Annotated in this window: 21 protein-coding genes and 1 pseudogene; 17 read left to right on the top strand and 5 right to left on the bottom strand. The window is 69.6% G+C overall.

Annotated elements, in window-relative coordinates; translation table 11 throughout:
* Positions 1-19: 19 nt before the first annotated feature.
* Genes KXD97_RS20780 through KXD97_RS20790 form a run of 3 tightly spaced genes read right to left on the bottom strand, consistent with a single transcriptional unit; the run spans position 20 to position 3,676 of the window.
* Entirely contained in the window at positions 20-1,354 is a 1,335-nt protein-coding gene (locus KXD97_RS20780) for an ABC transporter substrate-binding protein (protein WP_260752056.1), read from the bottom strand.
* Positions 1,355-1,379: 25 nt separating this feature from the next.
* A complete protein-coding gene (locus KXD97_RS20785; RefSeq protein ID WP_260752057.1) occupies positions 1,380-2,861 on the bottom strand; it encodes an FGGY-family carbohydrate kinase in 1,482 nt (493 codons plus the stop codon).
* The gene (locus tag KXD97_RS20790; protein ID WP_396884534.1) at positions 2,858-3,676 is read right to left on the bottom strand and encodes a DeoR/GlpR family DNA-binding transcription regulator; all 819 of its coding nucleotides are present in this window, start codon (positions 3,674-3,676) and stop codon (positions 2,858-2,860) included. Before KXD97_RS20790 ends, KXD97_RS20785 begins: the two co-directional genes overlap by 4 nt.
* A 159-nt stretch (positions 3,677-3,835) precedes the next feature.
* On the opposite strand from KXD97_RS20790, the gene KXD97_RS20795 reads away from it, so the two are divergent.
* The 7 genes from KXD97_RS20795 to KXD97_RS20825 all read left to right on the top strand — a co-directional run bounded on the left by KXD97_RS20795 (position 3,836) and on the right by KXD97_RS20825 (position 15,064).
* Positions 3,836-4,765 (top strand): DUF389 domain-containing protein, encoded by a 930-nt coding sequence (locus KXD97_RS20795; protein ID WP_260752060.1) that lies wholly within the window; start codon positions 3,836-3,838, stop codon positions 4,763-4,765.
* A 43-nt stretch (positions 4,766-4,808) separates the two neighbouring features.
* Positions 4,809-8,141 carry a DUF2126 domain-containing protein gene (locus KXD97_RS20800; RefSeq protein WP_260752061.1) on the top strand — a complete coding sequence of 1,111 codons (3,333 nt, stop codon included), beginning with the start codon at positions 4,809-4,811 and terminating at the stop codon, positions 8,139-8,141.
* Entirely contained in the window at positions 8,141-10,777 is a 2,637-nt protein-coding gene (locus KXD97_RS20805; RefSeq protein WP_260752062.1) for a circularly permuted type 2 ATP-grasp protein, read from the top strand. The genes KXD97_RS20800 and KXD97_RS20805 overlap by 1 nt, the downstream gene beginning before the upstream one ends.
* Positions 10,774-11,706, top strand: coding sequence for a transglutaminase family protein (locus tag KXD97_RS20810; RefSeq protein ID WP_260752064.1), 933 nt, complete (start codon positions 10,774-10,776; stop codon positions 11,704-11,706). Before KXD97_RS20805 ends, KXD97_RS20810 begins: the two co-directional genes overlap by 4 nt.
* A complete protein-coding gene (locus KXD97_RS20815; protein WP_260752065.1) occupies positions 11,699-12,784 on the top strand; it encodes a putative zinc-binding metallopeptidase in 1,086 nt (361 codons plus the stop codon). The genes KXD97_RS20810 and KXD97_RS20815 overlap by 8 nt, the downstream gene beginning before the upstream one ends.
* A gap of 90 nt (positions 12,785-12,874) precedes the next feature.
* On the top strand, positions 12,875-13,714 hold the full coding sequence (locus tag KXD97_RS20820) for a DUF3097 domain-containing protein (protein ID WP_260752066.1): 840 nt from the start codon (positions 12,875-12,877) through the stop codon (positions 13,712-13,714).
* Between the two features lie 9 nt (positions 13,715-13,723).
* A complete protein-coding gene (locus KXD97_RS20825) occupies positions 13,724-15,064 on the top strand; it encodes a replication-associated recombination protein A (protein ID WP_396884536.1) in 1,341 nt (446 codons plus the stop codon).
* 75 nt (positions 15,065-15,139) lie between these two features.
* On the opposite strand, the gene KXD97_RS20830 is transcribed toward KXD97_RS20825, so the two are convergent.
* On the bottom strand, positions 15,140-15,448 hold the full coding sequence (locus tag KXD97_RS20830; RefSeq protein WP_260752067.1) for a GlsB/YeaQ/YmgE family stress response membrane protein: 309 nt from the start codon (positions 15,446-15,448) through the stop codon (positions 15,140-15,142).
* A gap of 113 nt (positions 15,449-15,561) precedes the next feature.
* Between KXD97_RS20830 and KXD97_RS20835 the strand changes: the two genes are divergently transcribed.
* The 9 genes and pseudogenes from KXD97_RS20835 to aroB all read left to right on the top strand — a co-directional run bounded on the left by KXD97_RS20835 (position 15,562) and on the right by aroB (position 24,804).
* On the top strand, positions 15,562-15,951 hold the full coding sequence (locus KXD97_RS20835) for a secondary thiamine-phosphate synthase enzyme YjbQ (protein ID WP_260758088.1): 390 nt from the start codon (positions 15,562-15,564) through the stop codon (positions 15,949-15,951).
* Between the two features lie 73 nt (positions 15,952-16,024).
* On the top strand, positions 16,025-18,721 hold the full coding sequence (gene alaS, locus KXD97_RS20840) for an alanine--tRNA ligase (protein WP_260752068.1): 2,697 nt from the start codon (positions 16,025-16,027) through the stop codon (positions 18,719-18,721).
* 4 nt (positions 18,722-18,725) lie between these two features.
* Positions 18,726-19,253: a Holliday junction resolvase RuvX gene (gene ruvX / locus KXD97_RS20845; RefSeq protein WP_260752069.1), complete on the top strand. Its 528-nt coding sequence runs from the start codon at positions 18,726-18,728 to the stop codon at positions 19,251-19,253.
* On the top strand, positions 19,246-20,493 hold the full coding sequence (mltG, locus tag KXD97_RS20850) for an endolytic transglycosylase MltG (RefSeq protein ID WP_260752070.1): 1,248 nt from the start codon (positions 19,246-19,248) through the stop codon (positions 20,491-20,493). The genes ruvX and mltG overlap by 8 nt, the downstream gene beginning before the upstream one ends.
* A gap of 4 nt (positions 20,494-20,497) precedes the next feature.
* Positions 20,498-21,307: a shikimate dehydrogenase gene (locus KXD97_RS20855; RefSeq protein ID WP_260752072.1), complete on the top strand. Its 810-nt coding sequence runs from the start codon at positions 20,498-20,500 to the stop codon at positions 21,305-21,307.
* 9 nt (positions 21,308-21,316) lie between these two features.
* The gene (locus KXD97_RS20860; RefSeq protein WP_260752073.1) at positions 21,317-21,769 is read left to right on the top strand and encodes an A24 family peptidase; all 453 of its coding nucleotides are present in this window, start codon (positions 21,317-21,319) and stop codon (positions 21,767-21,769) included.
* Between the two features lie 82 nt (positions 21,770-21,851).
* Positions 21,852-23,066: a chorismate synthase gene (gene aroC / locus KXD97_RS20865; RefSeq protein WP_260752074.1), complete on the top strand. Its 1,215-nt coding sequence runs from the start codon at positions 21,852-21,854 to the stop codon at positions 23,064-23,066.
* Positions 23,066-23,575, top strand: a pseudogene (locus KXD97_RS20870) (shikimate kinase); the annotation flags it as partial. The gene aroC and the pseudogene KXD97_RS20870, both read left to right, overlap by 1 nt.
* 149 nt (positions 23,576-23,724) lie before the next feature.
* Entirely contained in the window at positions 23,725-24,804 is a 1,080-nt protein-coding gene (gene aroB / locus KXD97_RS20875; protein WP_260752075.1) for a 3-dehydroquinate synthase, read from the top strand.
* Here aroB and KXD97_RS20880 read toward each other — a convergent pair.
* Positions 24,801-25,397, bottom strand: a complete 597-nt coding sequence (locus KXD97_RS20880; RefSeq protein ID WP_260752076.1) for a B-4DMT family transporter — start codon at positions 25,395-25,397, stop codon at positions 24,801-24,803. The genes aroB and KXD97_RS20880 overlap by 4 nt on opposite strands.
* 33 nt (positions 25,398-25,430) lie before the next feature.
* On the opposite strand from KXD97_RS20880, the gene KXD97_RS20885 reads away from it, so the two are divergent.
* On the top strand, positions 25,431-26,513 hold the full coding sequence (locus KXD97_RS20885; RefSeq protein ID WP_260752077.1) for a Xaa-Pro peptidase family protein: 1,083 nt from the start codon (positions 25,431-25,433) through the stop codon (positions 26,511-26,513).
* Positions 26,514-26,529 lie beyond the last annotated feature (16 nt).

The following is a 26,529-nucleotide window of genomic DNA, read 5'->3' on the forward strand; positions in this document are numbered from 1 at the left end:
TCCGGTCTGGGCACTCGAATCAGCCCTGGATCTTCTCTGCCTCGGCCTGCGCGGCGGCCAGTGCGTCGTCGACGCTCTTGGTTCCGGCGACCGCCTCGTTGAGTTCGGTGCCGACGGCCTGGATCATCTCCTCACCGCTGGGCCCCTGGCTCAGCGGTGCCGAGTCGGCCAGCAGCTGCTCGACCGTCCGGTAGTACTCCTCGCCGAATCCGCCGCTGAGCACGGCCGGATCCTGCAGGGTGCTCTTGCGGATCGCCGCGCCGCCCTTCTGGGTGCGGGTGACGTCGTTGGGCTTGGCGGTGATCCACGACACGAACGCCCATGCCGCGTCCGGGGTGGCCGAGTTCGCCGGGATCGCCCAGCTCCACGACCCCAGCACCTGCTTGCCGCCGGGGATGGTGGCGAGCTTGATCTTGCCGGCCGCGGGCCCGGAACCCGGCTCGTTGAGCGCGGGCAGTTGCCAGTTGTAATTGATCATCGATGCGGACTGATTGGCCGCCACCGAGCGCTGGGCCTCGTCCATGCTCCAGTTGAGGCTGTTGGCGGGCGCGGCGTTGCGGTAGGTGTCGATGTAGGCCTCGAGCGCGCGCTTGGCCTCGGGGGTGTTCAGCGTGACCTTGCCGTCGGCGTCGTAGATCGAGCCGCCGGCGGCGAACAGCCAGTTGCCCCATTCCTCGAAGATCTTGTAGCCGCGCTGCGGCTGCATCGCGATCCCGGCGCGGTCAGCGGTCTTCAGGGCCTTGCTGGTGCTGACCAGTTCGTCGAGCGTGGTCGGGACCTGCTGGTTGGCCGCCGCGAGATCGTCGGTGTTGTAGAGGTATCCGAGCGCGTAGTTGTAGAACGGCACGGCGTAGCGGGTTCCGTCGACGGTGGTGATGTCGGTGAGCGGGGCGAAGAAGTCGGCGGCGTCGTAGTCCGGGGTGCTGTCGATGCGGGCGTCGAGCGGCTGGAGGAACTTCGCGTTGGCGAAGTCGACCATCCACGGGTTGTCGACGACGATCAGGTCGTAGGTCGGCGTCGAGGACTGGAAGGACGACACCAGCTTGTCGCGCATCTGGTCGTAGGTCAGCGACTCGATGTTGACCTCGACGTCCGGGTACTCCTTGTTGAAGTCCGCGACCATGGACTTCACGATGTCGGTGTCCGGCACGTTCTCCATCAGGATCCGCACGGTGCCCGAGACGTCGGTGGGCACCTCGCCGGTGCCGGTGGCCTCCACCTCGTCTGGTCCGCCACTGCCCGCGCAACCCGTCAGCACGAGGGCCAGCACGGCGACGAGGGCGGTCACGGCGGAGAATGCGGTGCCTGGGCGCCTGCTCCTCCGCCCCGAAGTGGGCCATTGCGTGATTCTCATTGGCAGAGTGATCCTTTCGTGTGTTTCATCGGGTGGTGCGGGCGATCGCGTGGGAGATCGGTGTCATCGCCGAACTCAGGTCGCGCCACGTGGCGTAGGCGCTGGCGTAGATCTCGCGGCGGTGAGGGTCGGGAACGTAGGGCGGGTCGAGGGTGACGAACCGGGCGGCATCGGACCAGTCGTCGAGCGCGCCGATGCCGATCGCGGCGATCACCGCGGCCCCGAGTGAGGCGCCGGGGTGGCCGCTGACCGGATGCATCGGGTGTCCCAGCACATCGGCGTGAATCTGCTTCCACAACGTCGATTTCGAGCCGCCGTTGGTGATCATCACCCGGCGCAGCGGGATGCCGATCTCGCCGAAGACGTCGACGTGGTGGCGGAAGCCGAACGCGATGGCCTCCAGCACCGAGCGGTACATGTCCGCCCTGGTGTGTCCGAGGTGCAGGCCGGCGAAGACGCCGCGCAGGTCCGGATCGTGGATCGGGCTCTTCTCGCCGAGGAAGTACGGCAGGCAGAGCACCTCAGCGGGGGAGCGCGAGGCGGCCTCGTCGTCGAGCGCGGTCAGTTCCGGACCGCCGATGAGTGCCTGCAACCAGCGGATCAGGCTGCCGCTGGTGGCCATGCAACCGTTGGGCAGCCAGTGGCCTGGGACGGGGTGCGCATCGAGGTACAGTCGCCGGTCGACGACCTTCGTGTCGCTGGCGACCAGAATGTCGCCCGCCCCACCGAGTTTCACCAGTGCGTCACCGGGTTCGTTGACGCCTGCGGCGAACGCCGACAGGACGTGGTCGGCACCGCCGACCACCAGCGCGGTGCCGGCTCGCAGCCCGGTCGCGTCGGCGGCCTGACGGCTGAGTTCGCCGACCAGCGTGCCGGGGCGCCGGATCGGGGCCAGCGTGGCAGGGTCCAGGCCGGCGGCCCGCACGACGTCGGCAGCGAGGTCACCGTCGATCGCGAACAACCCGGACTCCAGCGCCCAGTTCTGTTCCACGTGAACGGGAGCGCCGAGGGCCGAGAGCACCCAGTCGTAGGAGCCGACCCAGTGGGCGGTGCGCGCATAGACGTCGGGTTCGTGCTCGCGCAGCCACACGGTCGTGGGCGCCACCGACTGCTGTGTCAGCGCCGACCCGGTGAGGCTGACCAGGTCGACGGTGGACAACTCGGCGGCCAGGTCGGTGACTTCCCGGTGTGCGCGGGCGTCGTTCTGGAGGATGGCGTGCCGCAGCGGGTTTCCGGAGGCGTCGACGGGGATGACGGCCGGGACCATGCCGGAGGTGGACACCGCGCCGATCTGCTCGGGGGCGACGCCGCCGGCGGAAAGCACCTCGCGGATCGAGTCGACCACGTTGCGGTACCACTGCGCCGGGTCGGCCTCGGCGAAACCGGGTCCCCGGGAGTGCAGCGTGTTCTCCCGGTTGGTGGTGGCCACCAGTCCGCCGAGGGTGTCGAGCAGCACCGTCTTGGTGCCGGTGGTGCCGACGTCGACGCCGACGGTGTACCGGCTCACCGGGCGCCGCCCGCCGCTGTGGCACAGGAATCATCTTGAGCGGCAACGCAGATCACCTCGACGCCGGCGCCGCGTGCGGCGACCAGAGCGGGGTGGTCCGGTGGGCCGTCACTGACGATGGTCTGGACCTGGGACAGCGCGGCGATGCTGACGAAGGTGACCCGGCCGAGCTTGCTCTTGTCCGCGGCGACGATCACCCGATCGGCCCGCCGGCTGGCGGCGCGCTTCACCCGGCTCTCCGCCTGGTGGTAGTCGGAGATTCCGCGGTCGCCGTCGATGCCGGCCACGCCCATCACATAGGTGTCGCAGTTGTAGTTGGCCAGGGTGTCCTCGGCGTTCGGCCCGATCAGGCTCAGCTCGCCCGCACGCAGCTGTCCACCGGTGAGCACCACGGTGGTGTCCGGTTCGTCGACCAGCGCCACGGCCGCCAGGACACTCGGCGTCACCACGGTCAGACCGAGGTTGCGTCCTTTCAACGAGTTCGCCACAGCCAGCGCGGTGCTGCCCGAGTCCAGGATCAGCGTCTCGTTGACCCCGATGAGGTCGGCCACCACGTCGGCGATGTGGATCTTCTCCTGTGCGGCGTCGGCCACCCGGGTCGCGAACGAGGGTTCGGAGTCCTTGCCCTGCACCGCGATCGCGCCGCCCACCACCCGGCGCAGCACACCGAGACCTTCCAGCACCTCGACGTCACGCCGGATGGTCATCTCCGAGACGTCGAATTCGGCGGCCAGGTCGGCGAAGTTGACCTCACGGGCGGAGCGGACGCGTTGTTCGATCCGTTGCCGGCGGGTCTTGACGTCCAGGGTCACCAAAACTTTTCCTGTTCAAAATTCACAGAAAACTCCATCTGCTACCAGGATTGGGCCGGTTATCGCCGTCGGGAGTGTGAATCTATAACAGGAATGTGTGGGGCCGCCACATTTCGCGCGCGATTGTTCAATTCCGGTGCGTCACCCGGTTACCGTGCGGCGGTGCTGCACTTGCAGGTGATCGTCCCCGAGGACATGCGCGACGAGGTGCTGGCCGTGCTGCGCCACGAGGTCGGCGTCGCGCACATCATGTTGCACCGGGGCGCGGCGGTGGAACCGGCCGGCGACGAGATCAGCGCCATCATCGCCCGCGAGTCCGCCAACGACCTGATCAAGCAACTCAAAGGCCTCGACGTGCAGCACCGCGGCGCGATCGCGCTGACCGTGCTCGACACCGTGCTGTCCACCCGGGCGCACGCGGCCGAGGACCAAGCCGAAGGCGATCCCGCCGACGCTCTGGTGTGGGACGAACTGATCACCCGCACCCGCGAGGAGTCGACGCTGTCGGTGACATTCACGACGTTCCTGACCCTGGCCTGCCTGTTGGCCGCGATCGGGGCCGTCACCGACTCGATGGTGACGGTGATGGGCGCGATGGTGCTCGGGCCGGAGTTCGGTCCGCTGGCCGCGCTGTCGGTGGCGGTGGTGCAGCGACGCGGGGACCTCGCACGGCGGGCGCTCATCGCGCTGCTCGTCGGGTTCCCGGTGGCAATGGGCATCACCGCGCTGGTGACGCTGGCCGGGCGGGCGGTGGGGTGGCTGAGCTTCGACACCATCAGCGACATTCACGACGTGGACTTCATCTTCCGGGTCGGTCCGATCTCGTTCGTGGTGGCGCTGCTGGCCGGCGCCGCGGGAATGCTGTCGCTGATGTCGTCGAAGTCCGCCGCGCTGGTCGGGGTGTTCATTTCCGTCACCACCGTGCCCGCCGCCGGCTTCGCCGCGGTCGCCGGCATCCTCGGACACTGGGACGTCGCCGCGATGTCGGCCGCGCAGCTCACGGTGAACCTGGTCGGCGTCGTACTGGCCGGCGTGCTGGTGCTGGTGCTGCGGCCGCGGGGCAGCCTCATCCCGCGCCGCGCGCAGACCTGACGCATCCTGCGTGGCACTGCCCGGTGTGGTGGGATCTAGCGCTATGGGGATCAAGGTGGCCCTGGAGCATCGGACCAGCTACACGTTCGACCGACTTGTCGCGGTCCATCCGCACGTGGTCCGGCTGCGCCCCGCGCCGCACTCCCGCACCCCGATCGAGGCCTATTCGCTGCAGGTCGAACCCGCCGATCACTTCGTCAACTGGCAGCAGGACGCCTTCGGCAATTTCGTCGCCCGGCTCGTGTTCCCGGCGCGCACTCGGAGCCTGACCATCACGGTGGGCCTGATCGCCGACCTGAAGGTGGTCAACCCGTTCGACTTCTTCATCGAGGACTACGCCGAACACATCGGCTTCTCCTATCCCCGTCCGCTGGCCGAAGACCTCAAGCCCTACCTGCGGCCCGTCGACGAGGACGGGGCGGGCTCCGGGCCCGGTGACCTCGCCCGGGCGTGGGTGGAGAACTTCACCGTCGCGCCGGGCACCCGCACCATCGACTTCCTCGTCGCGCTCAACCGCGCCGTGAACGCCGACGTCGGCTATTCGGTGCGGATGGAGCCCGGCGTGCAGACCCCGGACGTGACGCTGCGCACCGGCATCGGATCGTGCCGGGACTCCGCGTGGTTGCTGGTGTCGATCCTGCGCCAGCTCGGATTGGCCGCCCGGTTCGTCTCGGGTTACCTCGTCCAGCTGACCTCCGACGTCGAGGCCCTCGACGGCCCGTCCGGTCCCACCGCCGACTTCACCGACCTGCACGCCTGGACCGAGGTGTACGTCCCGGGCGCGGGATGGATAGGACTCGACCCGACCTCCGGGTTGTTCGCCGGCGAGGGGCACATCCCGCTGTCGGCGACACCGCATCCCGACTCGGCCGCGCCGATCACCGGCGCTGTCGAACCCTGCGAGACCACACTGGAATTCAGCAACGTCGTGACCCGCGTGCACGAGGATCCGCGCGTGACGCTGCCCTACAGCGAACAGTCGTGGGCGGCGATCACCGCGCTCGGCCGGCGCGTGGACGAGCGGCTCTGTGCAGGTGACGTCCGACTGACCGTGGGCGGTGAACCGACTTTCGTGTCGATCGACAACCAGGTCGATCCTGAATGGACCACCGATGCCGACGGGCCGCACAAACGGGACCGGGCCTCCGCGCTGGCGGCTCGTCTGAAGACGGTGTGGGCGCCGCATGGGCTGGTCCAGCGCAGCCAGGGCAAGTGGTATCCAGGAGAACCGTTGCCGCGCTGGCAGATCGGGATTTTCTGGCGCACCGACGGTGAACCGCTGTGGACTGACGGATCGCTGCTGGCCGACCCCTGGCAGCCGGAGCCGGACCGCCGTGCCCCTGCCCCCGACGCCGCGGCCCGGCTGCTCGGCGCCGTCGCCGACGGACTCGGCCTGCCGCGGTCCCAGGTCCGGCCGGCGTATGAAGATGCGCTGGCCCGCCTCGCCAAGGCGGTACGCCAACCCGATGGCGAGCCTGTCCCGACCCAGGACGACCTGGAGCGCGATACCCCGGACAGCCGCGCACAACTCCTGGCCCGACTCGACGCCTCGGTCGCCGAACCGGCCGCGTTCGTGTTGCCGCTGCATCGCCGTGACGACGACACAGGATGGGCGAGCGCGGACTGGACCTTGCGGCGCGGCCGGATCGTGCTGCTGGACGGGGACTCGCCCGCCGGACTGCGGCTGCCGCTGGATTCGATCAGCTGGCGGCCGCCGCGGCCCACGTTCGACGCCGATCCGACACGGCGCCGGCTGCCGCTGCCGGCCCGCGGCTCCACGGTGGCGACCGCGGCGACAGACCCGGAGACCGAGGACGTCGACCGGCTCCCGCCAACCGCTCTGGTCGCCCAGATCCGGGACGGGCTGCTGTACGTGTTCCTGCCGCCCACCGAGGAACTGGAACACTTCATCGACCTCGTCGAGCGGCTCGAAAGCGCGGCCGGCGCGATCGGATGTCCCGTCGTGATCGAAGGGTACGGTCCGCCCGCCGACGCCCGGCTCACGTCGATGACGATCACCCCGGACCCGGGGGTCATCGAGGTCAACGTCGCACCGACAGGCTCCTTCGCCGAGCAGTGCGCGCAATTGGAGACGCTCTACGAGCAGGCCCGGCAGGCACGGTTGTCCACCGAATCGTTCGGCGTGGACGGCTCCCACGGCGGCACCGGCGGCGGCAACCACATCACCCTCGGCGGAATCACCCCGGCCGACTCGCCGCTGCTGCGCCGCCCGGACCTACTGGTCTCGTTGCTCACCTACTGGCAGCGGCACCCGGCGCTGTCCTACCTGTTCGCCGGCCGGTTCATCGGCACCACATCGCAGGCACCGCGGGTCGACGAGGGTCGCCCGGACGCGCTCTACGAGCTCGAGATCGCCTTCGCCGAAATCGCCCGGCTGACCCAGGAGTCGGGCGGTTCCTCCCCGTGGATCGTCGACCGTGCCCTGCGGCACCTGCTCACCGACATCACCGGTAACACCCACCGCGCGGAGTTCTGCATCGACAAGCTCTACAGCCCCGACAGCCCGCGCGGCCGCCTCGGTCTGCTGGAGCTGCGCGGTTTCGAGATGCCGCCACACCATCAGATGGCGATGGTGCAGTCGCTGCTGGTGCGCGCGCTGGTGGCGTGGTTCTGGCAGGAGCCGCTGCGGGCGCCGCTGATTCGGCACGGTGCCAACCTGCACGGTAGATACCTATTGCCGCACTTCATCATTCAGGACATCGCCGAGGTGGCCGCCGACCTGCGCGCCCACGGCATCGAATTCGACACCAGCTGGCTGGATCCGTTCACCGAGTTCCGCTTCCCGCGCATCGGGACCGCGGTGTTCGGCGGTGTCGAGGTCGAGCTGCGCGGCGCCATCGAGCCGTGGAACGTGCTGGGGGAGGAGGCCACCGCCGGCGGGACCGCGCGCTACGTCGACTCCTCGGTGGAGCGACTGCAGGTGCGGCTGATCGGAGCGGACCGGCAGCGCTACCTGGTCACCGTCAACGGCCACCCGGTGCCGCTGCTGTCCACCGACAACCCCGACGTCCAGGTCGGCGGGGTGCGATACCGGGCCTGGCAGCCGCCGAGTGCGCTGCACCCGACGATCACCGTGGACGGGCCGCTGCGATTCGAGCTGATCGACGCCGCCACCGGGGTGTCCCGCGGCGGCTGCACCTATCACGTGTCCCATCCCGGGGGCCGCGCCTACGATGCGCCCCCGGTCAACGCGGTGGAGGCCGAGTCGCGCCGGGCCCGGCGATTCGAGGCCACCGGCTTCACCCCGGGCAAGGTCGATCTCGCCGAGTTGCGCGAGAAGCAGGCCAGACAATCCACCGATGTGGGCGCACCCGGCATCCTCGACCTGCGGCGAGTGCGTACCGTTCTGCAGTAATGGCCTACCCCGCACCGTCGCCGGCACCCCACCCGGGTGCCGGACCGACCGATCTCGACAACCCGCTGGCGCCCTACGGCACCATGCGGGCCCAGCAGGCGTTGTTCGACGTCGGGTCGCAGCTTGGCGGCCCGACCACCGGGTACGACGAATTCGTCGACGCGGCAGGGGAAGTGAGGCCGGCGTGGCAGGAGCTCGCCGACTGCGTCCGGGAGCGCGGCCGTGACGGTCTGGATCAGCTGCGCGCGATCGTGCGGGAGCTCGTCGACAACGACGGGATCACCTACATCCAGACCGACGGTGACGACGCGGTGCCCGGGCCGTGGCACCTCGACGCGCTGCCACTGGTCATCTCGGCCCCGGACTGGGACCGGCTGGAGGCGGGCCTGGTGCAAAGGTCGCGGCTACTCGACGCCGTGCTGTCCGACCTCTATGGAGAGCGGCGCGCGATCACCAGCGGGGCGCTGCCACCGCAGCTGCTGTTCGCCCATCCCGGGTACGTCCGCGCCGCCCACGGCATCGCGGTACCCGGTCGTCACCAGCTGTTCCTGCACGGCTGCGACATCAGTCGCGGCGCCACGGGTGACTTCGTCGTCAACGCGGACTGGACCCAGGCGCCGTCTGGTGCGGGATACGCGCTGGCCGACCGGCGGGTGGTGGCTCACGCGGTCCCGGAGCTCTACGAGCAGATCGGCCCGCAACCGGTGTCGCCCTGGGCGCAGGCACTGCGGCTGGCCCTGGTCGAGGCCGCCCCGGAGTCGGCCGAGGAGCCCGTGGTGGTGGTGCTCAGCCCGGGCATCCACTCCGAGACGGCGTTCGACCAGGCCTACCTGGCCGGCGTACTGGGTCTGCCGCTGGTCGAGAGCGCCGACCTTGTGGTCCGCGACGGCAAGCTGTGGATGCGGTCGATGGGCACCCTCAAGCGGGTCGATGTGGTGCTGCGCCGCGTCGACGCCGACTACGCCGATCCGCTCGACCTGCGGCCGGATTCCCGGCTCGGTGTGGTCGGACTCGTCGAGGTGCTGCGCCGCGGGGCGGTGACCGTGGTGAACACGCTCGGTAGCGGTGTGCTGGAAAGCCCTGGGCTGCTTCGCTTCCTGCCTGAGCTGGCCGAGAAGCTGCTCGGTGAGACGCCGCTGCTACCCACCGCCCCCTCGTACTGGGGCGGCATCAACACCGAACGTTCCCACCTGCTGGCAAACCTGTCGTCGCTGCTGTTCAAGCCCGTCACCGGAGGCGATACCGTCGTCGGTCCCCAGATGTCGGCGGCGCAGCGGGAGGCGTTGGCCGCACGCATCAGCGCCGCGCCGTGGCAGTGGGTCGGTCAGGAGCTGCCCGAGTTCTCCTCGGCGCCGGCCGACTTCCTCGGGGGCGGGCTGACCTCGGCTAGCGTCGGCATGCGGCTGTTCACCGTGTCCCAGCGCGGCGGGTATGCCCCGATGATCGGCGGCCTCGGCTACCTGGTGGCACCTGGCGCCGACGGATACCGTTTGAAATCAGTTGCCGCCAAAGATATCTGGGTCCGTACACCCAGCCGGGTCACCGCCGAGACGGTTCCGGCGCTGCCACAGCTGGCGACTGCGAGCCCCACCCAGGAGGTCAGCTCGCCGCGCGTGCTGTCCGACCTGTTCTGGATAGGCCGCTACGCCGAGCGTGCCGAGAACATGGCCCGATTGCTGACTGTGACCCGGGAGCGCTACCACAAGTACCGGTACCGCCGCACGCTCGACGGCAGCGAGTGCGTGCCCGTCCTGCTGACCGCACTGGGTGTGATCACAGGCACAGACACCGGAGCCGGCGGCGACTATGCGGAAATGGTGGCCATCGCACCGACGACGCTGTGGTCGCTGACCGCCGACCGGCACCGGCCGGGATCACTGGCCCATTCGGTGGAGCGGCTCGGGCTGGCGGCACGTGCGGTGCGTGATCAGATGTCCAACGACACCTGGATGGTGCTCTCGACGCTGGAACGCGCACTGCTCAATGCGCCGGACACCCCGCCCGAGTCCAAGGCCGAAGGCGACGCGTTCCTGTCGTCGACGAGCACGCTCACGCTGGCAGGGATGCTGACGTTGTCGGGGGTCGTCGCCGAATCGATGGTGCACGACGCCGGCTGGACGATGCTCGAGATCGGCAAACGCATCGAGCGGGCGCTCGCGATGACCGCACTGCTACGGGCGACCATGACCACGGTGCGGACGCCGGGCGCCGAGCAGACCGTCACCGAGTCGACGCTGGTGGTCTGCGAGTCGCTGGTGATCTACCGCCGCCGCAACCCGGGCACTTACAACGTCGCAGGTGTCGCGGAACTGGTGCTGTTCGACGCCGGTAATCCCCGCTCGCTGGTGTATCAGTTGGAGCGGCTGCGCACCCACCTGCGGTCGCTGCCCGGGGCGTCGGGGTCGTCGCGGCCCGAGCGCATGGTCGACGAGATCGCCGCGCGTTTGCGCCGCATCGAGCCGACAGAACTGGAGGAGGCCGGCGAGGACGGCCGACGCGACGAGTTCGACGCGCTGCTGGCCGCCATCCATCGCGACCTGCGCGAGCTCGCCAGCGTGATCACCGCGATCCACCTGTCCCTGCCCGGTGACATGCAGCCGTTGTGGGGCCCGCACGAACGGCGGCTGGTTCCGTGACGGCGTACCCGGACGGGCCCACCGCTTCGGCCCGCGGCCGCAGCTACGAGATCACCCACCGCACCCAGTACCGCTACTCCGATGTGGTCACCAGCTCCTACGGGCGCGGGTTCCTGACACCGCGTGACTCGGCGCGCCAGCGGTGCCTGTTCCACGAAGTCGTGCTGGAACCGCACGCGGCCGACAGCTCCACCAGTCGCGACGGATGGGGCAATGTCAGCTCGTATTTCCATGTCACGCAACGGCATCGGGTGCTGACGGTGACCAGTCGCTCGGTGGTCGAGGTGGATCCGCCGCCGCCGGACCTCTACAACGGCCCCTCGGCGCGGGCGCCGTGGGAGATCGCGCGTCCGGTCGGCCCGGACGGGGCCCTGGCGACCGAGTTCACTCTCGACCTGCAGCCGCCGGAGATCACCGAGGAGATCCGCGCCTACGCCGCACCCAGTTTCACCGCGGAGCGGCCGCTGATCGACGTGCTGCGCCACCTCACCGAACGGATCCACACCGACTTCACCTACCGGTCGGGGTCGACGACGGTGTCGACCAAGGTGAGCGAGGTTTTGGCGGCGCGGGAAGGGGTATGTCAGGACTTCGCGCGGCTGGCGATCGCCTGCCTGCGTGCCAATGGTCTGGCCGCCTGCTATGTGTCGGGGTATCTGGCCACCGATCCTCCGCCCGGGAAGGAACGCATGGTGGGAGTCGACGCGACACACGCGTGGGCCTCGGTGTGGACGCCCCAGAATGTCTGGCTCGGGCTGGACCCGACCAACAACCAGATGGTCGACGAACGCTACGTCACGGTCGGCTACGGACGTGACTACGCCGACATTCCGCCGCTGCGCGGCATCATCTACACCGATTCGGAGAACAGCGCGATCGACGTGTCCGTCGACGTCGCGCCGTATGGAGGGGGAGTTCTGCATGCGTGACTTCACGTGCCCGAACTGTGGCCAGCGGTTGGCGTTCGAAAACTCGGTGTGTCTGAATTGCGGTAGCGCGCTGGGCTTTTCGCTGGACGACATGGCGCTGCTGGTGATCGCGCCGACCGAGGAGAGCGAGCACGCCGGTGCGGTCGACGAGAGGCAGTTCCAACTGTGCGCCAATCTGCATCTCGCCGAATGCAACTGGCTGGTGGAAAAGGGTCCGATCGCCAAGCTGTGCGTGTCGTGCGCGTTGACCAGAACGCGGCCCAACGACGCCGACACCATGGCGCTCGTTGCGTTCGCGAACGCGGAGCGGGCCAAACGCCGGCTCATCGCCGAGCTGCACGAACTCAAACTGCCGATCGTCGGCCGCGACCTGGATCCCGAGTTCGGACTGGCGTTCGACCTGCTCTCCAGTCAGTTCGAGAAGGTGTTCACCGGGCACGAGAACGGGGTCATCACACTCGATCTCGCCGAGGGTGACGACGTTCACCGCGAGCAGTTACGCATCTCGATGGACGAGCCGTACCGCACGCTGCTCGGTCACTTCCGCCACGAGATCGGCCACTACTACCAGTACCGGCTGATCGGGACGTCGCAGGACTACCTGCAGCGCTATCACGAGTTGTTCGGTGACCCCAACGCCGACTACCAGGCTGCACTGGACCGGCATTACAGCGAGGGCGCCCCGGCCGGCTGGGAGGACGATTACGTATCCTCCTACGCCACCATGCATCCCGCCGAGGACTGGGCCGAGACGTTCGCGCATTACCTCCACATCCGCGACACCCTGGACACCGCGGCGGCGTTCGGGTTCGCGCCGGCGAACGCCACCTACGACCGCAGAATGCTGGGGCCCAGCGGATTCGACACGCTGATCGACCTGTGGCTGCCGCTTTCCTGGGCGCTGAACATGGTGAACCGGTCGATGGGCAAACAGGACCTCTACCCGTTCGTGCTGCCACCGCCGGTGCTGGAGAAGATGCGGTTCATCCACACCGTGATCGACGAGATCACCTCGAACCCGGCCAAACTGGCCGAGGTGGGAGCGCCCGTCGCGGATCAGAGCCAGCAGATGGGCTGACAGGTTGGCGCGAGCCGCCGCGCCGGAAGGTGAGCAACACACGGGGCCGCGTTGGCCCGAGTCCGGCCGCGCTGTCCCTACGATCAGCCGGTGGCTGATCGCTATGGCGCCGACATCCTGTCCAACAACCCGCACCAGGCCCGCAAGCCGCGCTCGCGGGAGCAGCCGATCGAGATCGGCATGGTCGTCGAGGACGCCCAGACCGGCTTCGTCGGTGCGGTGCTGCGCGTCGAATACGGCCGGATGGTGCTCGAAGACCGCAACGGCCGTACCAAACCGTTTCCGGTCGGTCCCGGTTATCTGATCGACGGTGAGCCCGTGATCCTGACCCCGCCGAAGAAAGCGGTGCCGGCCGCCCCGACGCGCACCGCGTCCGGCTCCGTCGCGGTCAAAGGGGCCCGCGCGAAGGTCGCGCTGGCCAGCCGTATCTACGTCGAGGGCCGCCATGACGCCGAGCTCGTCGAGCAGGTGTGGGGCGAAGATCTGCGGATCGAGGGGGTGGTCGTCGAGTACCTCGGCGGCGTGGACGATCTCGCCGCGATCGTCGCCGAATTCCGCCCGGGACCGGGACGCCGCCTCGGCGTGCTGGTCGACCACCTGGTGACCGGCACGAAGGAGGCCCGCATCGCCGAAGCGGTGCGGCGCGGCCCCGGCGGTGAGCACACCCTGGTGGTCGGGCACCCGTTCATCGACATCTGGCAGGCGGTCAAACCTGTCCGGCTCGGGATCGCCGAGTGGCCGGTGATCCCGAGAGGCCAGGACTGGAAACACGGCGTGTGCGCCGCGCTCGGCTGGAAGCACCGCGACCAGGCGGACATCGCCGCGGCCTGGCAGAAGATCCGGGCCCGGGTGCGGGACTGGACCGACCTCGAGCCCGAGCTGATCGGCCGTGTCGAGGAGCTCATCGACTTCGTCACCGCCCCCGTGTAAGCAGGGAGCGTGTCCGACAGCTTGTTCGACGACCCCGGCGAGGCGCCTGCCGCGCGCCCGGCGGCCGCGGGAGCCTCGACGCCCCTGGCCGTGCGGATGCGTCCGACCTCGCTCGACGAGGTCGTCGGGCAGGGGCATCTGCTCACACCGAACTCGCCGCTGCGCCGCCTGATCGAGGGCTCCGGCGCCGCGTCGGTGATCCTGTACGGGCCGCCGGGGACCGGGAAGACCACGCTGGCGTCGATGATCTCGCAGGCCACGGGCCGCCGGTTCGAGGCGTTGTCGGCGCTGGCCGCCGGTGTCAAAGAGGTGCGCGCGGTGATCGAGGAGGCCCGCGTCGCGCTTCTCCGGGGGCAGCCGACCGTGCTGTTCATCGACGAGGTGCATCGGTTCTCCAAGACCCAGCAGGACGCGCTGCTGGCCGCGGTCGAGAACCGGGTGGTGCTGCTCGTCGCGGCGACCACGGAGAACCCGTCGTTCTCCGTCGTCGCGCCGCTGCTGAGCCGTTCGCTGATCCTGCAGTTGCAGCCACTGACGCCGGCCGACATCGACACGGTGATCCGGCGGGCCATCGAGGATTCGCGCGGGCTGGACGGAAAGGTGAAGGTCACCGACGAGGCCGTCGAGCAGCTGGTCCGGCTCGCAGCCGGCGACGCCCGGCGGGCGCTGACCGCGCTGGAGGTGGCGGCCGAGACGTCCGCGGCCGGCCAGGGAACTGTGACGGTCGAGGTCATCGAGCAGTCCCTGGACAAGGCGGCCGTGCGCTACGACCGGGACGGCGATCAGCACTACGACGTCGTCAGCGCGTTCATCAAGTCCGTCCGCGGCTCCGACGTCGACGCCGCCCTGCACTACCTGGCCCGGATGCTGGTGGCCGGCGAGGACCCGCGTTTCGTCGCGCGCCGGCTGATGATCCTTGCCAGCGAGGACATCGGAATGGCCGATCCGACCGCGTTGCAGATCGCGGTCGCGGCGGCGCAGACCGTCCAGCTGATCGGTATGCCGGAGGCGCAGCTGACGCTGGCCCACGCGACGGTGTATTTGGCGACCGCACCCAAATCCAACGCCGTCACCACCGCGCTCGGCGCCGCGATGGCCGACATCCGCGCGGGTAAGGCCGGACTGGTTCCGGCGCACCTGCGCGACGGTCACTACTCGGGCGCTCAGAAGCTGGGTAACGCGGTCGGCTACAAGTACGCCCATGACAGTCCCGACGGGGTTGTGCCGCAGCAGTATCCGCCTGACGAGCTGATCGGGGTCGACTATTACCGGCCCACGAACCGTGGAGTGGAAAGGGAGATCTCGACCCGGGTGGAGAAGCTGCGGGCGATCATCCGCCGTCGACACTGACCGCCCCCCCAGATGAGGTGATCCCGGCTGGTCGGGGGCCCAGCCGGGATCACCAAGGGGGGTGTTGGGGTCCGTCTACCGCATCATCCCCGAGCGGCGGCCACCGGTGATGCCGGTGCGACGGCGGCCCATGAGCGCGGCGACCAGCGCCACACCCAGAGCTGCGACGACGACCTGGACGAGCAGTTCGAGCCAGTCGACACCGCTGGTGGCCGTCGGAATCCCGATGGCGCGGGCGACCGCGGTGCCGATGAGGGCCGATACGATGCCGACCAGGATGGTGACAAGCATGCCGATGGGCTGCTTGCCGGGCAGTACGAGCCGACCGAGCACGCCGACGACGATGCCGATGAGGATGGCGCTGATGATGCCGGTGATGGTCATGTCTTCCTCCAGAAGCGAATGTCAGGCTGGCGCAGGCATACCCCACCGGCCGGTCAATAAACGCGCACGTCAATCGGGTGCCCGGCCCGTACCCTCGACAGGTGGACACCGAACTGCTCGACGTCGACACCTCTCGCCGCCGCATCGTCGACCTCACCTCGGAGGTGCGGACCTTCTGTGCGGGCCGCCAGGACGGGCTGTGCAACGTGTTCGTCCCGCACGCGACGGCCGGCCTTGCGCTCATCGAGACCGGCTCCGGATCGGATGCGGACCTGCTCGACGCGCTGGAACGCCTGCTGCCGCGCGACGACCGGTACCGGCACGCGCACGGGTCACCCGGCCATGGCGCCGACCACGTGTTGCCGGGGCTGGTGTCGCCGTCTGTGACGGTGCCGGTGGCCGGTGGCCGGCCGTTGCTGGGCACCTGGCAGAGCATCGTGCTGGTGGACCTGAACAGGGACAATCCGAGCCGCTCGGTCCGGCTGAGCTTCGTGTCGGGCTGACGGCCCGCACCTGTGGGCGACCGGTACTGTGGTGCGGTCGAGTATTCGCAGGTTAAACGAAGGACAACAGGACGTGCAGACACACGAGATCAGGAAGCGGTTCCTTGATCATTTCGTGAAGGCGGGCCATACCGAGGTGCCCAGCGCTTCGGTGATCCTCGACGATCCGAACCTGTTGTTCGTCAACGCCGGCATGGTGCAGTTCGTGCCGTACTTCCTCGGTCAGCGCACTCCGCCGTGGGACCGCGCCACCAGCATCCAGAAGTGCATCAGAACGCCGGACATCGACGAGGTGGGTGTCACCACTCGGCACAACACCTTCTTCCAGATGGCCGGGAATTTCAGCTTCGGCGACTACTTCAAGAAGGGCGCCATCGAGTTCGCCTGGACTCTGCTGACCAACCCGGTCGAGCAGGGTGGGTACGGCTTCGACCCCGAACGGCTCTGGGCCACCGTGTATCTGGATGACGACGAGGCGGTCGGGTATTGGCAGGAGGTGGCCGGCCTGCCTGCCGAACGCATCCAGCGCCGCGGCATGGCCGACAACTACTGGTCGATGGGCATACCCGGACCGTGCGGACCGTCATCGGAGATCTACTACGACCGTGGCCCCGAGTACGGCATCGAAGGCGGACCCGAGGCCAACGAGGACCGCTACATCGAGATCTGGAATCTCGTGTTCATGCAGAACGAGCGCGGTGAGGGCACCTCGAAGGAGGACTTCGAGATCCTCGGGCCGCTGCCGCGGCAGAACATCGACACCGGCATGGGCATCGAGCGGGTGGCGTGCCTGCTCCAAGGCGTGGACAACGTCTACGAGACCGACCTGCTGCGCCCGGTCATCGACCTGGTCGCCGGTCTGGCGCCGCGCGGATACGGCCAGGGCGTCCATGACGACGACGTCCGCTACCGGATCATCGCCGACCACAGCCGCACCGCCGCGATCATCATCGGCGACGGCGTCAGCCCGGGCAACGAGGGTCGCGGCTACGTGCTGCGCCGGTTGTTGCGCCGCATCATCCGTGCCGCCAAGCTGCTCGGCGTCGAGCAGCCGGTCATGGCCGAGCTGATGGCCACCGTCCGCGACGCGATGAGCCCCTCGTACCCGGAACTGGCCACGGACTTCGAGCGCATCCAGCGCATCGCGGTCGCCGAAGAGACGGCCTTCAACCGCACGCTGGCGTCCGGGTCGAGGCTGTTCGACGAGGCGGCCCGCGCCACGAAGGCATCGGGGGCCCGGAAGCTGTCCGGGCGCGACGCGTTCACCCTGCACGACACCTACGGCTTCCCGATCGAACTCACCTTGGAGATGGCCGCCGAGGCCGACCTGAGTGTCGACGAAGAGGGTTTCCGCGGCCTGATGGCCGAGCAACGGGCCCGGGCCAAAGCCGATGCGGCGGCGCGCAAGCAGGCGCACACCGACCTGTCGGCCTACCGCGAACTCGTCGACGCCGGCCCCACCGAGTTCACCGGCTTCGACGAATTGACTAGCGAGGCAAGGGTTCTCGGGATCTTCGTGGACGGCAAACGGGTGCCCGTGGTGACGCACACCGGCCGCGAGGGCGCGCAGGAGCGAGTCGAGCTGATCCTCGACCGCACCCCGTTCTACGCCGAATCCGGCGGACAGATCGCCGACGAGGGCGCCATCGCCGGCACCGGCGCCTCGCAGACGGCGAAGGCCGCCGTCACCGATGTCCAGAAGATCGCCAAAACGCTGTGGGCGCACCGCGTGAACGTGGAGTCCGGCGAGTTCGTCGAGGGCGACACGATCGTCGCGGCGGTCGACCCGCGCTGGCGGCATGGCGCCACACAGGGCCATTCGGGTACCCATATGGTGCACGCCGCACTGCGACAGGTGTTGGGGCCCAACGCCGTTCAGGCCGGTTCGCTGAACCGGCCGGGATACCTGCGGTTCGACTTCAACTGGCAGGGCGCATTGACGGACGCGCAAAGCGCACAAATCGAAGAAGTCACCAACGAGGCGGTCGAGGCCGACTTCGAGGTGCACAGCTTCACCACCGAACTGGAGAAGGCCAAGTCGATGGGTGCCATGGCGCTCTTCGGCGAGAACTATCCCGACGAGGTGCGTGTGGTCGAGATCGGCGGGCCGTTCTCGCTGGAACTCTGCGGCGGCACCCACGTGCGCAGCTCGGCGCAGATCGGCCCGGTGACGATCCTCGGTGAGTCCTCGGTCGGTTCCGGGGTGCGCCGGGTGGAGGCCTATGTGGGGCTGGACTCGTTCCGTCACCTCGCCAAGGAGCGCGCGTTGATGGCCGGCCTGGCGTCGTCACTGAAGGTGCCCTCCGAGGAGGTGCCCGACCGCGTCGCCACGCTGGTGGAGCGGCTGCGCGCCGCCGAGAAGGAGCTCGACCGGCTGCGGTTGGCCAACGCGCGCTCGGCCGCGGTCAACGCCGCTGCCGGGGCCGAGCAGATCGGCGGCGTGAAACTGGTGGCGCAGCGGATGGCCGGCGGGATCTCCGGCGGCGACCTCCGCTCCCTGGTCGGCGACATCCGCGGCAAGCTGGGCGGCGACGCCGCGGTGATCACGCTGATCGCCGAGGGGGAGAACGAAACGGTGCCGTTCGTGGTGGCGGTCAACCCCGCGGCCCAGGACAAGGGGCTGCGCGCCGACGAGCTGGTCAAGGTCATCGCGGGCGTGGTCGACGGCCGCGGCGGCGGCAAGGCCGAACTGGCCCAGGGCTCCGGTAAGGGGGCGGCGGGCATCGACGCGGCGCTGGCGGCGATTCGCGCGGAGATCGGCCGGAGCTGACCCCGTGCCCGACACCGACTCGACCAGCCGCACGCCCGACCGGCCGGGGGATCCGAGCACTGCTGCGGATCCGGGGCGGGGGCGTCGGCTCGGGATCGACGTCGGCACGGTCCGGATCGGGGTCGCGGTCAGCGACCCGGACGCGATCCTGGCCACACCCGTCGAGACCGTTCCCCGCGACAAGCGCGGCACCCGGCATCTGCGCCGGTTGGCGGCGCTGGTCGACGAGTATCAGATCGTCGAGGTCGTTGTCGGTCTGCCGCGCACGCTGGCCGACCGGGCCGGTTCCTCGGCGCAGGACGCCGTGGCGGTCGCCGACGCGCTGGCCGGGCGTGTCGTGCCGGTCCCGGTGCGGCTGAGCGACGAGCGTTTCACAACGGTGACGGCGCAGCGTGCCCTGCGGGAGGCAGGTGTTCGTGCCCGCGGCCAGCGATCGGTGATCGATCAGGCCGCGGCGGTGGGGATCCTTCAGAACTGGCTGGACCAGCGGCGGGCAGCGTTGCCTGCACACGGAGAGGTCTCGGATGACTGACGACTGGCGGAGTGATCGAGCCGAGCCGCTGGCGGTGGGACCGCCCCGGCAGCGGATGACGCGGCGAGAACGGGCCCGTCAGGAGCGCCTCAAGCGCAGGCGGCGGGTGGCCGTCGTCTCCGCGCTGACGATGCTCGTGCTCATCGTGGTCGCCGCAGTGTTCCTCGGCTCGCGGATGTGGCACTCGATGTTCGGCGGCGCCGGCGACGACTTCGCCGGGGGCGGCGTCAACGACGTCGTCATCGAGGTGCACGACGGAGACTCCACCACCGCGATCGGGCAGACGCTGCATGACAACAACGTCGTGGCCAACGTGAAGGTCTTCGTCGAGGCCGCCGACGGGAACGCGGCGATCTCGGCGATCCAGCCCGGGTTCTACAAGGTGCGCACCGAGATACCGGCCGCCGACGCCGTGGCGCGGCTGGCCGACCCGGGCAACCGCGTCGGCAAGCTGGTGATCCCGGAGGGCCGTCAGCTCGACGACGTGCGCGACGTGAAGACCAACGCGGTCACCGAAGGCATCCTCACGCTGATCGCCAAGGCGTCCTGCGTGAACCTCGACGGCGACCGCCGCTGCGTGTCCGCCGACGAACTGAAGAACGTCGCCGGCGGCGCCGGCCCCACCGAACTCGGGGTGCCGCAGTGGGCGACCCGTGTCGTCGACGCGCTCGGCTCGGATCACCGCAGGCTGGAAGGCCTGATCGCGCCCGGTTCCTGGAACATCGATCCGTCGGCGCAGCCGCAGGACATCCTGGCGACGCTGATCACGGCGAGCACCGCCCAGTACGAGGCGGGCGGTCTTCTCGACGCCGCCGCCGCGGCGAACCTGTCGCCCTATGAGGTGCTGACGGTCGGTTCGCTGGTGCAGCGGGAGGCCACCCCGGAGGACTTCTCCAAGGTGGCGCGGGTGATCTACAACCGGCTCGACGTGAACCGCACACTGGAGTTCGACTCCACGGTGAACTATCCGCTGGACCGCATCGAGGTCGCCACCACCGACGCCGACCGTGCCCAGGCCACCGACTGGAACACCTATGTGCGGCCCGGTCTGCCGGCCACCCCGATCTGCTCGCCCGGTCTACCTGCGCTGCAGGCCGCCGAGCGGCCCGAGCCGGGGGACTGGCTGTACTTCGTAACCGTCGACATGCGCGGCACCACGCTGTTCACCCGTGAGTACGAGCAGCACCTGGCCAACATCGAGATCGCGCAGCGCAACGGCGTCCTCGACTCGGCAAGGTGACGTTGTGAGCGGTGCCCGACGTGCGGCCGTGCTCGGGTCGCCCATCGCGCATTCGCGTTCCCCGCAGCTGCATCTGGCGGCCTACCGTGCGCTGGGCCTGACAGACTGGACCTACGACCGCATCGAGTGCACGGGCGAGCAACTGCCCGCTCTGGTGGCCGGGTTCGGCCCCGACTGGGTCGGGGTGTCGGTGACGATGCCCGGCAAGTTCGCGGCGCTGCGCTTCGCCGATCACGCTTCCGACCGGGCCAGGCTCGTCGGCTCGGCGAACACGCTGGTGCGCACCGCGGACGGCTGGCGTGCCGACAACACCGACGTGGACGGGGTGGTCGGCGCGCTGACCGGTGTCGACGTCCCGGATCGCGCGATGGTGATCGGCTCGGGCGGCACCGCCCCCGCGGCGGTCGTCGGGCTCGTGACGCTGGGCGCCCGGTCGGTGTCGGTGGTGGCGCGCAACGCCGAGAAGGCCGCCGCGCTGGTCGAACTCGCGCAGCGCTGCGGTGCGAGCGCCGAGTGGGTCGACCTGGACCGCCACCTGCTCAGCGGCGCGGTGCCCGGAGTCGAGGTGGTGGTGAACACGGTGCCGGCCGACGCGGTCGCGCCGTACGCCGAAGCGTTCGCGACCGCACCCGTGCTGCTGGACGCGATCTATGACCCGTGGCCCACCCCGCTGGCGGCGGCCGTGCAGGCCGCGGGCGGGCAGATCATCGGCGGACTGGAGATGCTGCTGAACCAGGCCTTCACCCAGGTGGAGCAGTTCACGGGTCTGCCGGCTCCTAAAGAGGCGATGAGAGCGGCGCTTTCCCGGCCCTAGCCTGAGGTGATGGGGGAGTTGTGGTCGACGGCCGCCGCGGTGGCGGTATCGGTCTGGCTGATTGCGCTGAGCGCGTTCGACTTTCGATATCACCGCTTGCCGAACCTGCTGACCGTTCCGGGGGCCGCGGTGATCCTGGTGGCGGCGGTGGTGACCGGACACGGTGCGGCCGCGACGCTCGGTGCGGCCGCGCTGTTCAGCGTCTACGCGGGCGTGCACCTGGTCGCGCCTGCGGCCATGGGCGCCGGGGACGTCAAGCTCGCGGCCGGCCTGGGCGCACTGACCGGCGCGTTCGGCGCCGACGTGTGGGTGCTGGCCGCCGTCGGCGCGTCACTGCTGACCGCGATGGCGGCGATGTGTCTGCGGCTGGCGGGTAGTGCGCCCACGGTGCCGCACGGGCCATCGATGTGCCTGGCCACCGGGGCAGTGCTGACCGTCGCTTTACATACCCCGGGTATATGACGCCGGCGCGGGCCGAGGATGAGATCGACCGCTTCCTCGCCGGTTTTCGGGACTGAGGGTCCGTCATGCGAAAATGGGCCGCGTGTTGCGATGGACGACTGCAGGTGAATCCCACGGCCGCGCGCTGGTGGCCATGGTCGAAGGTATGGTCGCCGGCGTCCAGGTGACTTCCGGGGACATCTCGGGCCAGCTCGCCCGCCGCCGCCTCGGCTACGGCCGCGGGGCCCGGATGAAGTTCGAACAGGATCAGGTCACCATGCTGGCCGGGCTGCGTCACGGTGTCACGCTGGGCGGTCCGATCGCCATCGAGATCGGCAACACGGAGTGGCCGAAGTGGGAGGCCGTCATGGCCGCCGACCCGGTCGACCCCGAGGTGCTGGCCGACAGCGCTGCGCGGAACGCTCCGCTGACCCGGCCGCGTCCGGGCCATGCCGACTACGCGGGCATGCTCAAATACGGCTTCGACGACGCCCGCCCGGTGCTCGAACGCGCCAGCGCACGTGAGACCGCGGCCCGGGTGGCCGCGGGTACCGTCGCCCGCGCGTTCCTGCAGCAGGCGCTCGGTGTCGAGATCGTTTCGCACGTCATCTCGATCGGGGCGTCGAAGCCCTACGACGGCCCGCCCCCGCAGGCCGCCGATCTGGCCGCGGTGGACGCCAGCCCGGTGCGTGCGTTCGATCCGGCCAGCGAGGCGCTGATGATCGAGGAGATCGAGGCCGCCAAACGCGACGGCGACACCCTGGGCGGGGTGGTCGAGGTGGTGGCGCACGGACTGCCGGTCGGCCTGGGCTCGTTCACCAGCGGCGAGAATCGTCTCGACAGCCAGCTCGCCGGTGCGGTGATGGGCATCCAGGCGATCAAGGGCGTCGAGATCGGTGACGGCTTCGAGACCGCCCGTCGCCGCGGCAGCGTCGCCCACGACGAGATCTATCCCGGTCCCGACGGCGTGATGCGGTCCACCAACCGGGCCGGCGGACTCGAGGGCGGGATGACGAACGGGCTGCCGGTGCGGGTCAGGGCGGCGATGAAGCCGATCTCCACCGTGCCGCGGGCGCTGGCCACCGTCGACATGACGACCGGAGACGAGGCCGTCGCGATCCACCAGCGCTCCGATGTGTGCGCGGTGCCGGCCGCAGGTGTCGTCGTCGAGACGATGGTCGCGCTGGTGCTCGCCCGCGCCGCGCTGGAGAAGTTCGGCGGTGACTCGCTGGCCGAGACCAGGGCCAACATCGACAGTTACCTTCGCACCGTCGCGGCCCGCGAACCGTCGACCGGCGGGGCAAGGGCCTCGGGCTGATGACCCCGAAGGCGGTGCTCGTCGGTTTGCCCGGTTCGGGCAAGTCCACGATCGGGCGGCGGCTGGCCAAGGCGTTGGACGTGCCGCTGCTCGACACCGACGCCGCGATCGAGAAGAGCACCGGCCGCACCATCGCCGACATCTTCGCCACCGACGGCGAGGCGGAGTTCCGCCGTATCGAGGAGAAGGTGATCCGCGACGCACTGGCCGATCACGACGGGGTGCTGTCGCTGGGCGGCGGGGCTGTGACCACCGCGGGCGTCCGTGAGGCGCTGCGCGGTCACACCGTGGTCTACCTGGAGATCAGCGCCGCCGAGGGCGTGCGCCGTACCGGGGGCTCGAACGTCCGTCCGCTGCTGGCCGGCCCCGATCGCGCCGAGAAGTTCAAAGCGCTCATGGCGCAACGGGTTCCGCTGTACCGACAGGTCGCGACCATGCGGGTCAACACCAACCACCGCAACCCGGGCGCCGTGGTGCGCCACATCGTCACCCGGCTGGAGAACCCGAACGCCAAACCGGAGCGGCGCCGCAGGCGGTCGGTGTGGCGCCGGGCCCCGCTGTCGTTGACGGCGTCCCCGTCGACGCAGGCGCCGCCCAGTCCCGCCGCGGTCGCGGCCAAGAAGAGCACGGGTTCGCCGTGCGCGCGAAAGGACGATCAGTGACAGAGCCGGTAACGGTCGAGGTACGGACCGACCCGCCCTACCCGGTGATCATCGGGACCGGGCTGCTCGGCGACCTGGAGCGGATCCTCGACGGCCGGCACAAGGTGGCGATCCTGAATCAGCCCACCCTCACCCAGACCGCCGAGGTGGTCCGGGCACACCTGGCCGACAAGGGGATCGACGCGCACCGCATCGAGCTCCCGGATGCCGAGGGCGGCAAGGAACTGCCCGTCGTCGGGTTCATCTGGGAGGTGCTCGGCAGGATCGGCGTCGGCCGCAAGGACGCGATCGTGAGCCTGGGCGGGGGAGCGGCCACCGACGTGGCCGGCTTCGCCGCGGCCACCTGGTTGCGCGGCATCGACATCGTGCACATCCCGACCACGTTGCTCGGCATGGTCGATGCCGCCGTGGGTGGCAAGGCCGGTATCAACACCGACGCGGGCAAGAACCTCGTCGGCGCGTTCCACCAGCCGGCGGCTGTGCTGATCGACCTGGCCACCCTGGAATCGTTGCCCCGCAACGAGATCGTGGCCGGCATGGCCGAGATCGTGAAGGCGGGATTCATCGCCGATCCGGTGATCCTCGACCTGATCGAGGCGGATCCGCAGGCGGCGCTCGACCCGACCGGACCGGTGCTGCCGGAGCTGATCCGTCGGGCAGTCGTGGTCAAGGCCGAGGTGGTGGCCGCCGACGAGAAGGAATCGCAATTGCGCGAGATCCTGAACTACGGCCACACGCTCGCGCACGCGATCGAGCGTCGCGAGCGCTTCCAGTGGCGCCACGGCGCCGCCGTGTCGGTTGGGCTGGTGTTCGCCGCCGAATTGGGTCGGCTGGCCGGGCGGCTCGACGACGCCACGGCCGAACGGCACCGCGCGATACTGACCTCGCTGGGTCTGCCGGTCACCTACGACGCCGACGCGTTGCCGCAGTTGATGGAGTCGATGCTGGGCGACAAGAAGACCCGCGCCGGTGTGCTGCGGTTCGTGGTGCTCGACGGACTGGGCAAGCCGGGACGGCTGGAAGGTCCCGACCCGGCCCTGCTGGCCGCGGCGTACGCCGAGGTGGCGCGCAGCTAGTTCTGCTCGCGGCGGGTGGAGTCGTCCTCGGCGAGCGCCACCGGCGAGGTCTGCTGCTCGGTTTCGGTGCCCGCCGTCTGGGTCTCGTAGTCGCGGTCGTCGCGTACCGCCGCGAAGACGTCGGTGTCGGCGCGGTCGTCATCGGCACCTTCGCGGCGCCGGGGCTGGTCGGGTGTCTTGCGGTCGACGAGCCAGCGACCGAGCGACACCCCGATGATCGCCGACAGGAACACCAGCAGCGCTGTGAACGCGGCGAATGTGGTCAGCTCGTTGATCAGGCCCTCGACGTACAGGGTCTTGTAGAACAGCCCGATGAACCAGGCCACCGCGCCGCTGACCACACCGGCGAACAGACCGGCCAGCAGCCACGTCATCGCCAGATCAGCACGCCGGTCCGGGTCCGGATTCCTGCGGGCGTCGTTACGGCCATCGGCGTATCCCCACACCAGCACCACGATCGCGTACGCCGCGACCAGGACGGCGCTGATGAGACCGGCCTTGGTCTCCCACGCGTTGATCAACGCACCCTGCAGCAGTCGGACGATGACCATCAGGGCCGCGAACACCAGTCCGCGCAGCAACCACTTACTCATGGGGCCTCACCTTAGCGAGTAGCGTCACCGGCTGTGACGATTTCTCAGCGCCGCGACCGCCTGCGTCGACGCCTGGCCGAGGACGGACTGGACGCCATGCTGGTATCCGACCTGGTCAACGTGCGCTACCTGTCGGGTTTCACCGGTTCCAATGCAGCCCTGCTGGTGCTCGCCGAGGACGAAACGCCGGTGTTGGCCACCGACGGGCGGTATCGAACCCAGGCGGCGCACCAGGCGCCCGACGCCGAGGTCGCCATCGAGCGGGCCTGCGGACCTCATCTGGCGGCGCGGGCAGCCGCGGCGGGAGTGCGCAGGCTCGGGTTCGAGAGTCACGTCGTGACCGTCGACGCGTTCTCGGCACTGACCAAGGCGGCCGCGGAGGGCTGCGAGTTCGTCCGCGCGGCGGGCACCGTCGAGAGTCTGCGGGAGGTCAAGGACGCCGGCGAGATCGCGCTGCTGCGGCTGGCATGCGAGGCGGCCGACGCCGCGCTGCACGACCTGCTGGCCCGCGGCGGGTTGCGCGCCGGCCGCACCGAGAAGGAGGTCCGTAACGAGTTGGAGGCGCTGATGCTCTCGCACGGCGCCGACGGCGCGTCGTTCGAGACCATCGTCGCGACCGGGGCGAACTCAGCTGTCCCGCATCACCGGCCCACCGACGCGGTGCTGGCCGCGGGGGATTTCGTCAAGATCGACTTCGGTGCGCTGGTGGCCGGTTATCACTCCGACATGACCCGCACCTTCGTGCTGGCACCGGTCGCGGACTGGCAACGCGACGTCTACGACCTCGTCGCGGCCGCGCAGCGGGCCGGCACGGACGCGTTGGAACCTGGGGTGGCCCTCAAGGACGTCGACGCGGCATCGCGGCAGGTCATCGTCGACGCCGGGTATGGCGAGAACTTCGGTCACGGCCTCGGCCACGGGGTGGGCCTGCAGATCCATGAAGCGCCGGGAATCAATGCCGCCGCCGCCGGTACACTGCTTGCTGGCTCTGCGGTGACCGTGGAGCCCGGCGTCTACCTGCCCGACCGCGGCGGTGTCCGCATCGAGGACACGCTCGTGGTCAACAAGCGCCCCGAACTACTCACCACGTTCCCCAAGGAACTGGTGATCATCTAGAAAGCTAGGAGTACAA

Origin of the sequence: Mycobacterium sp. SMC-8 (assembly GCF_025263565.1) — a bacterium.
Taxonomy (GTDB): domain Bacteria; phylum Actinomycetota; class Actinomycetes; order Mycobacteriales; family Mycobacteriaceae; genus Mycobacterium.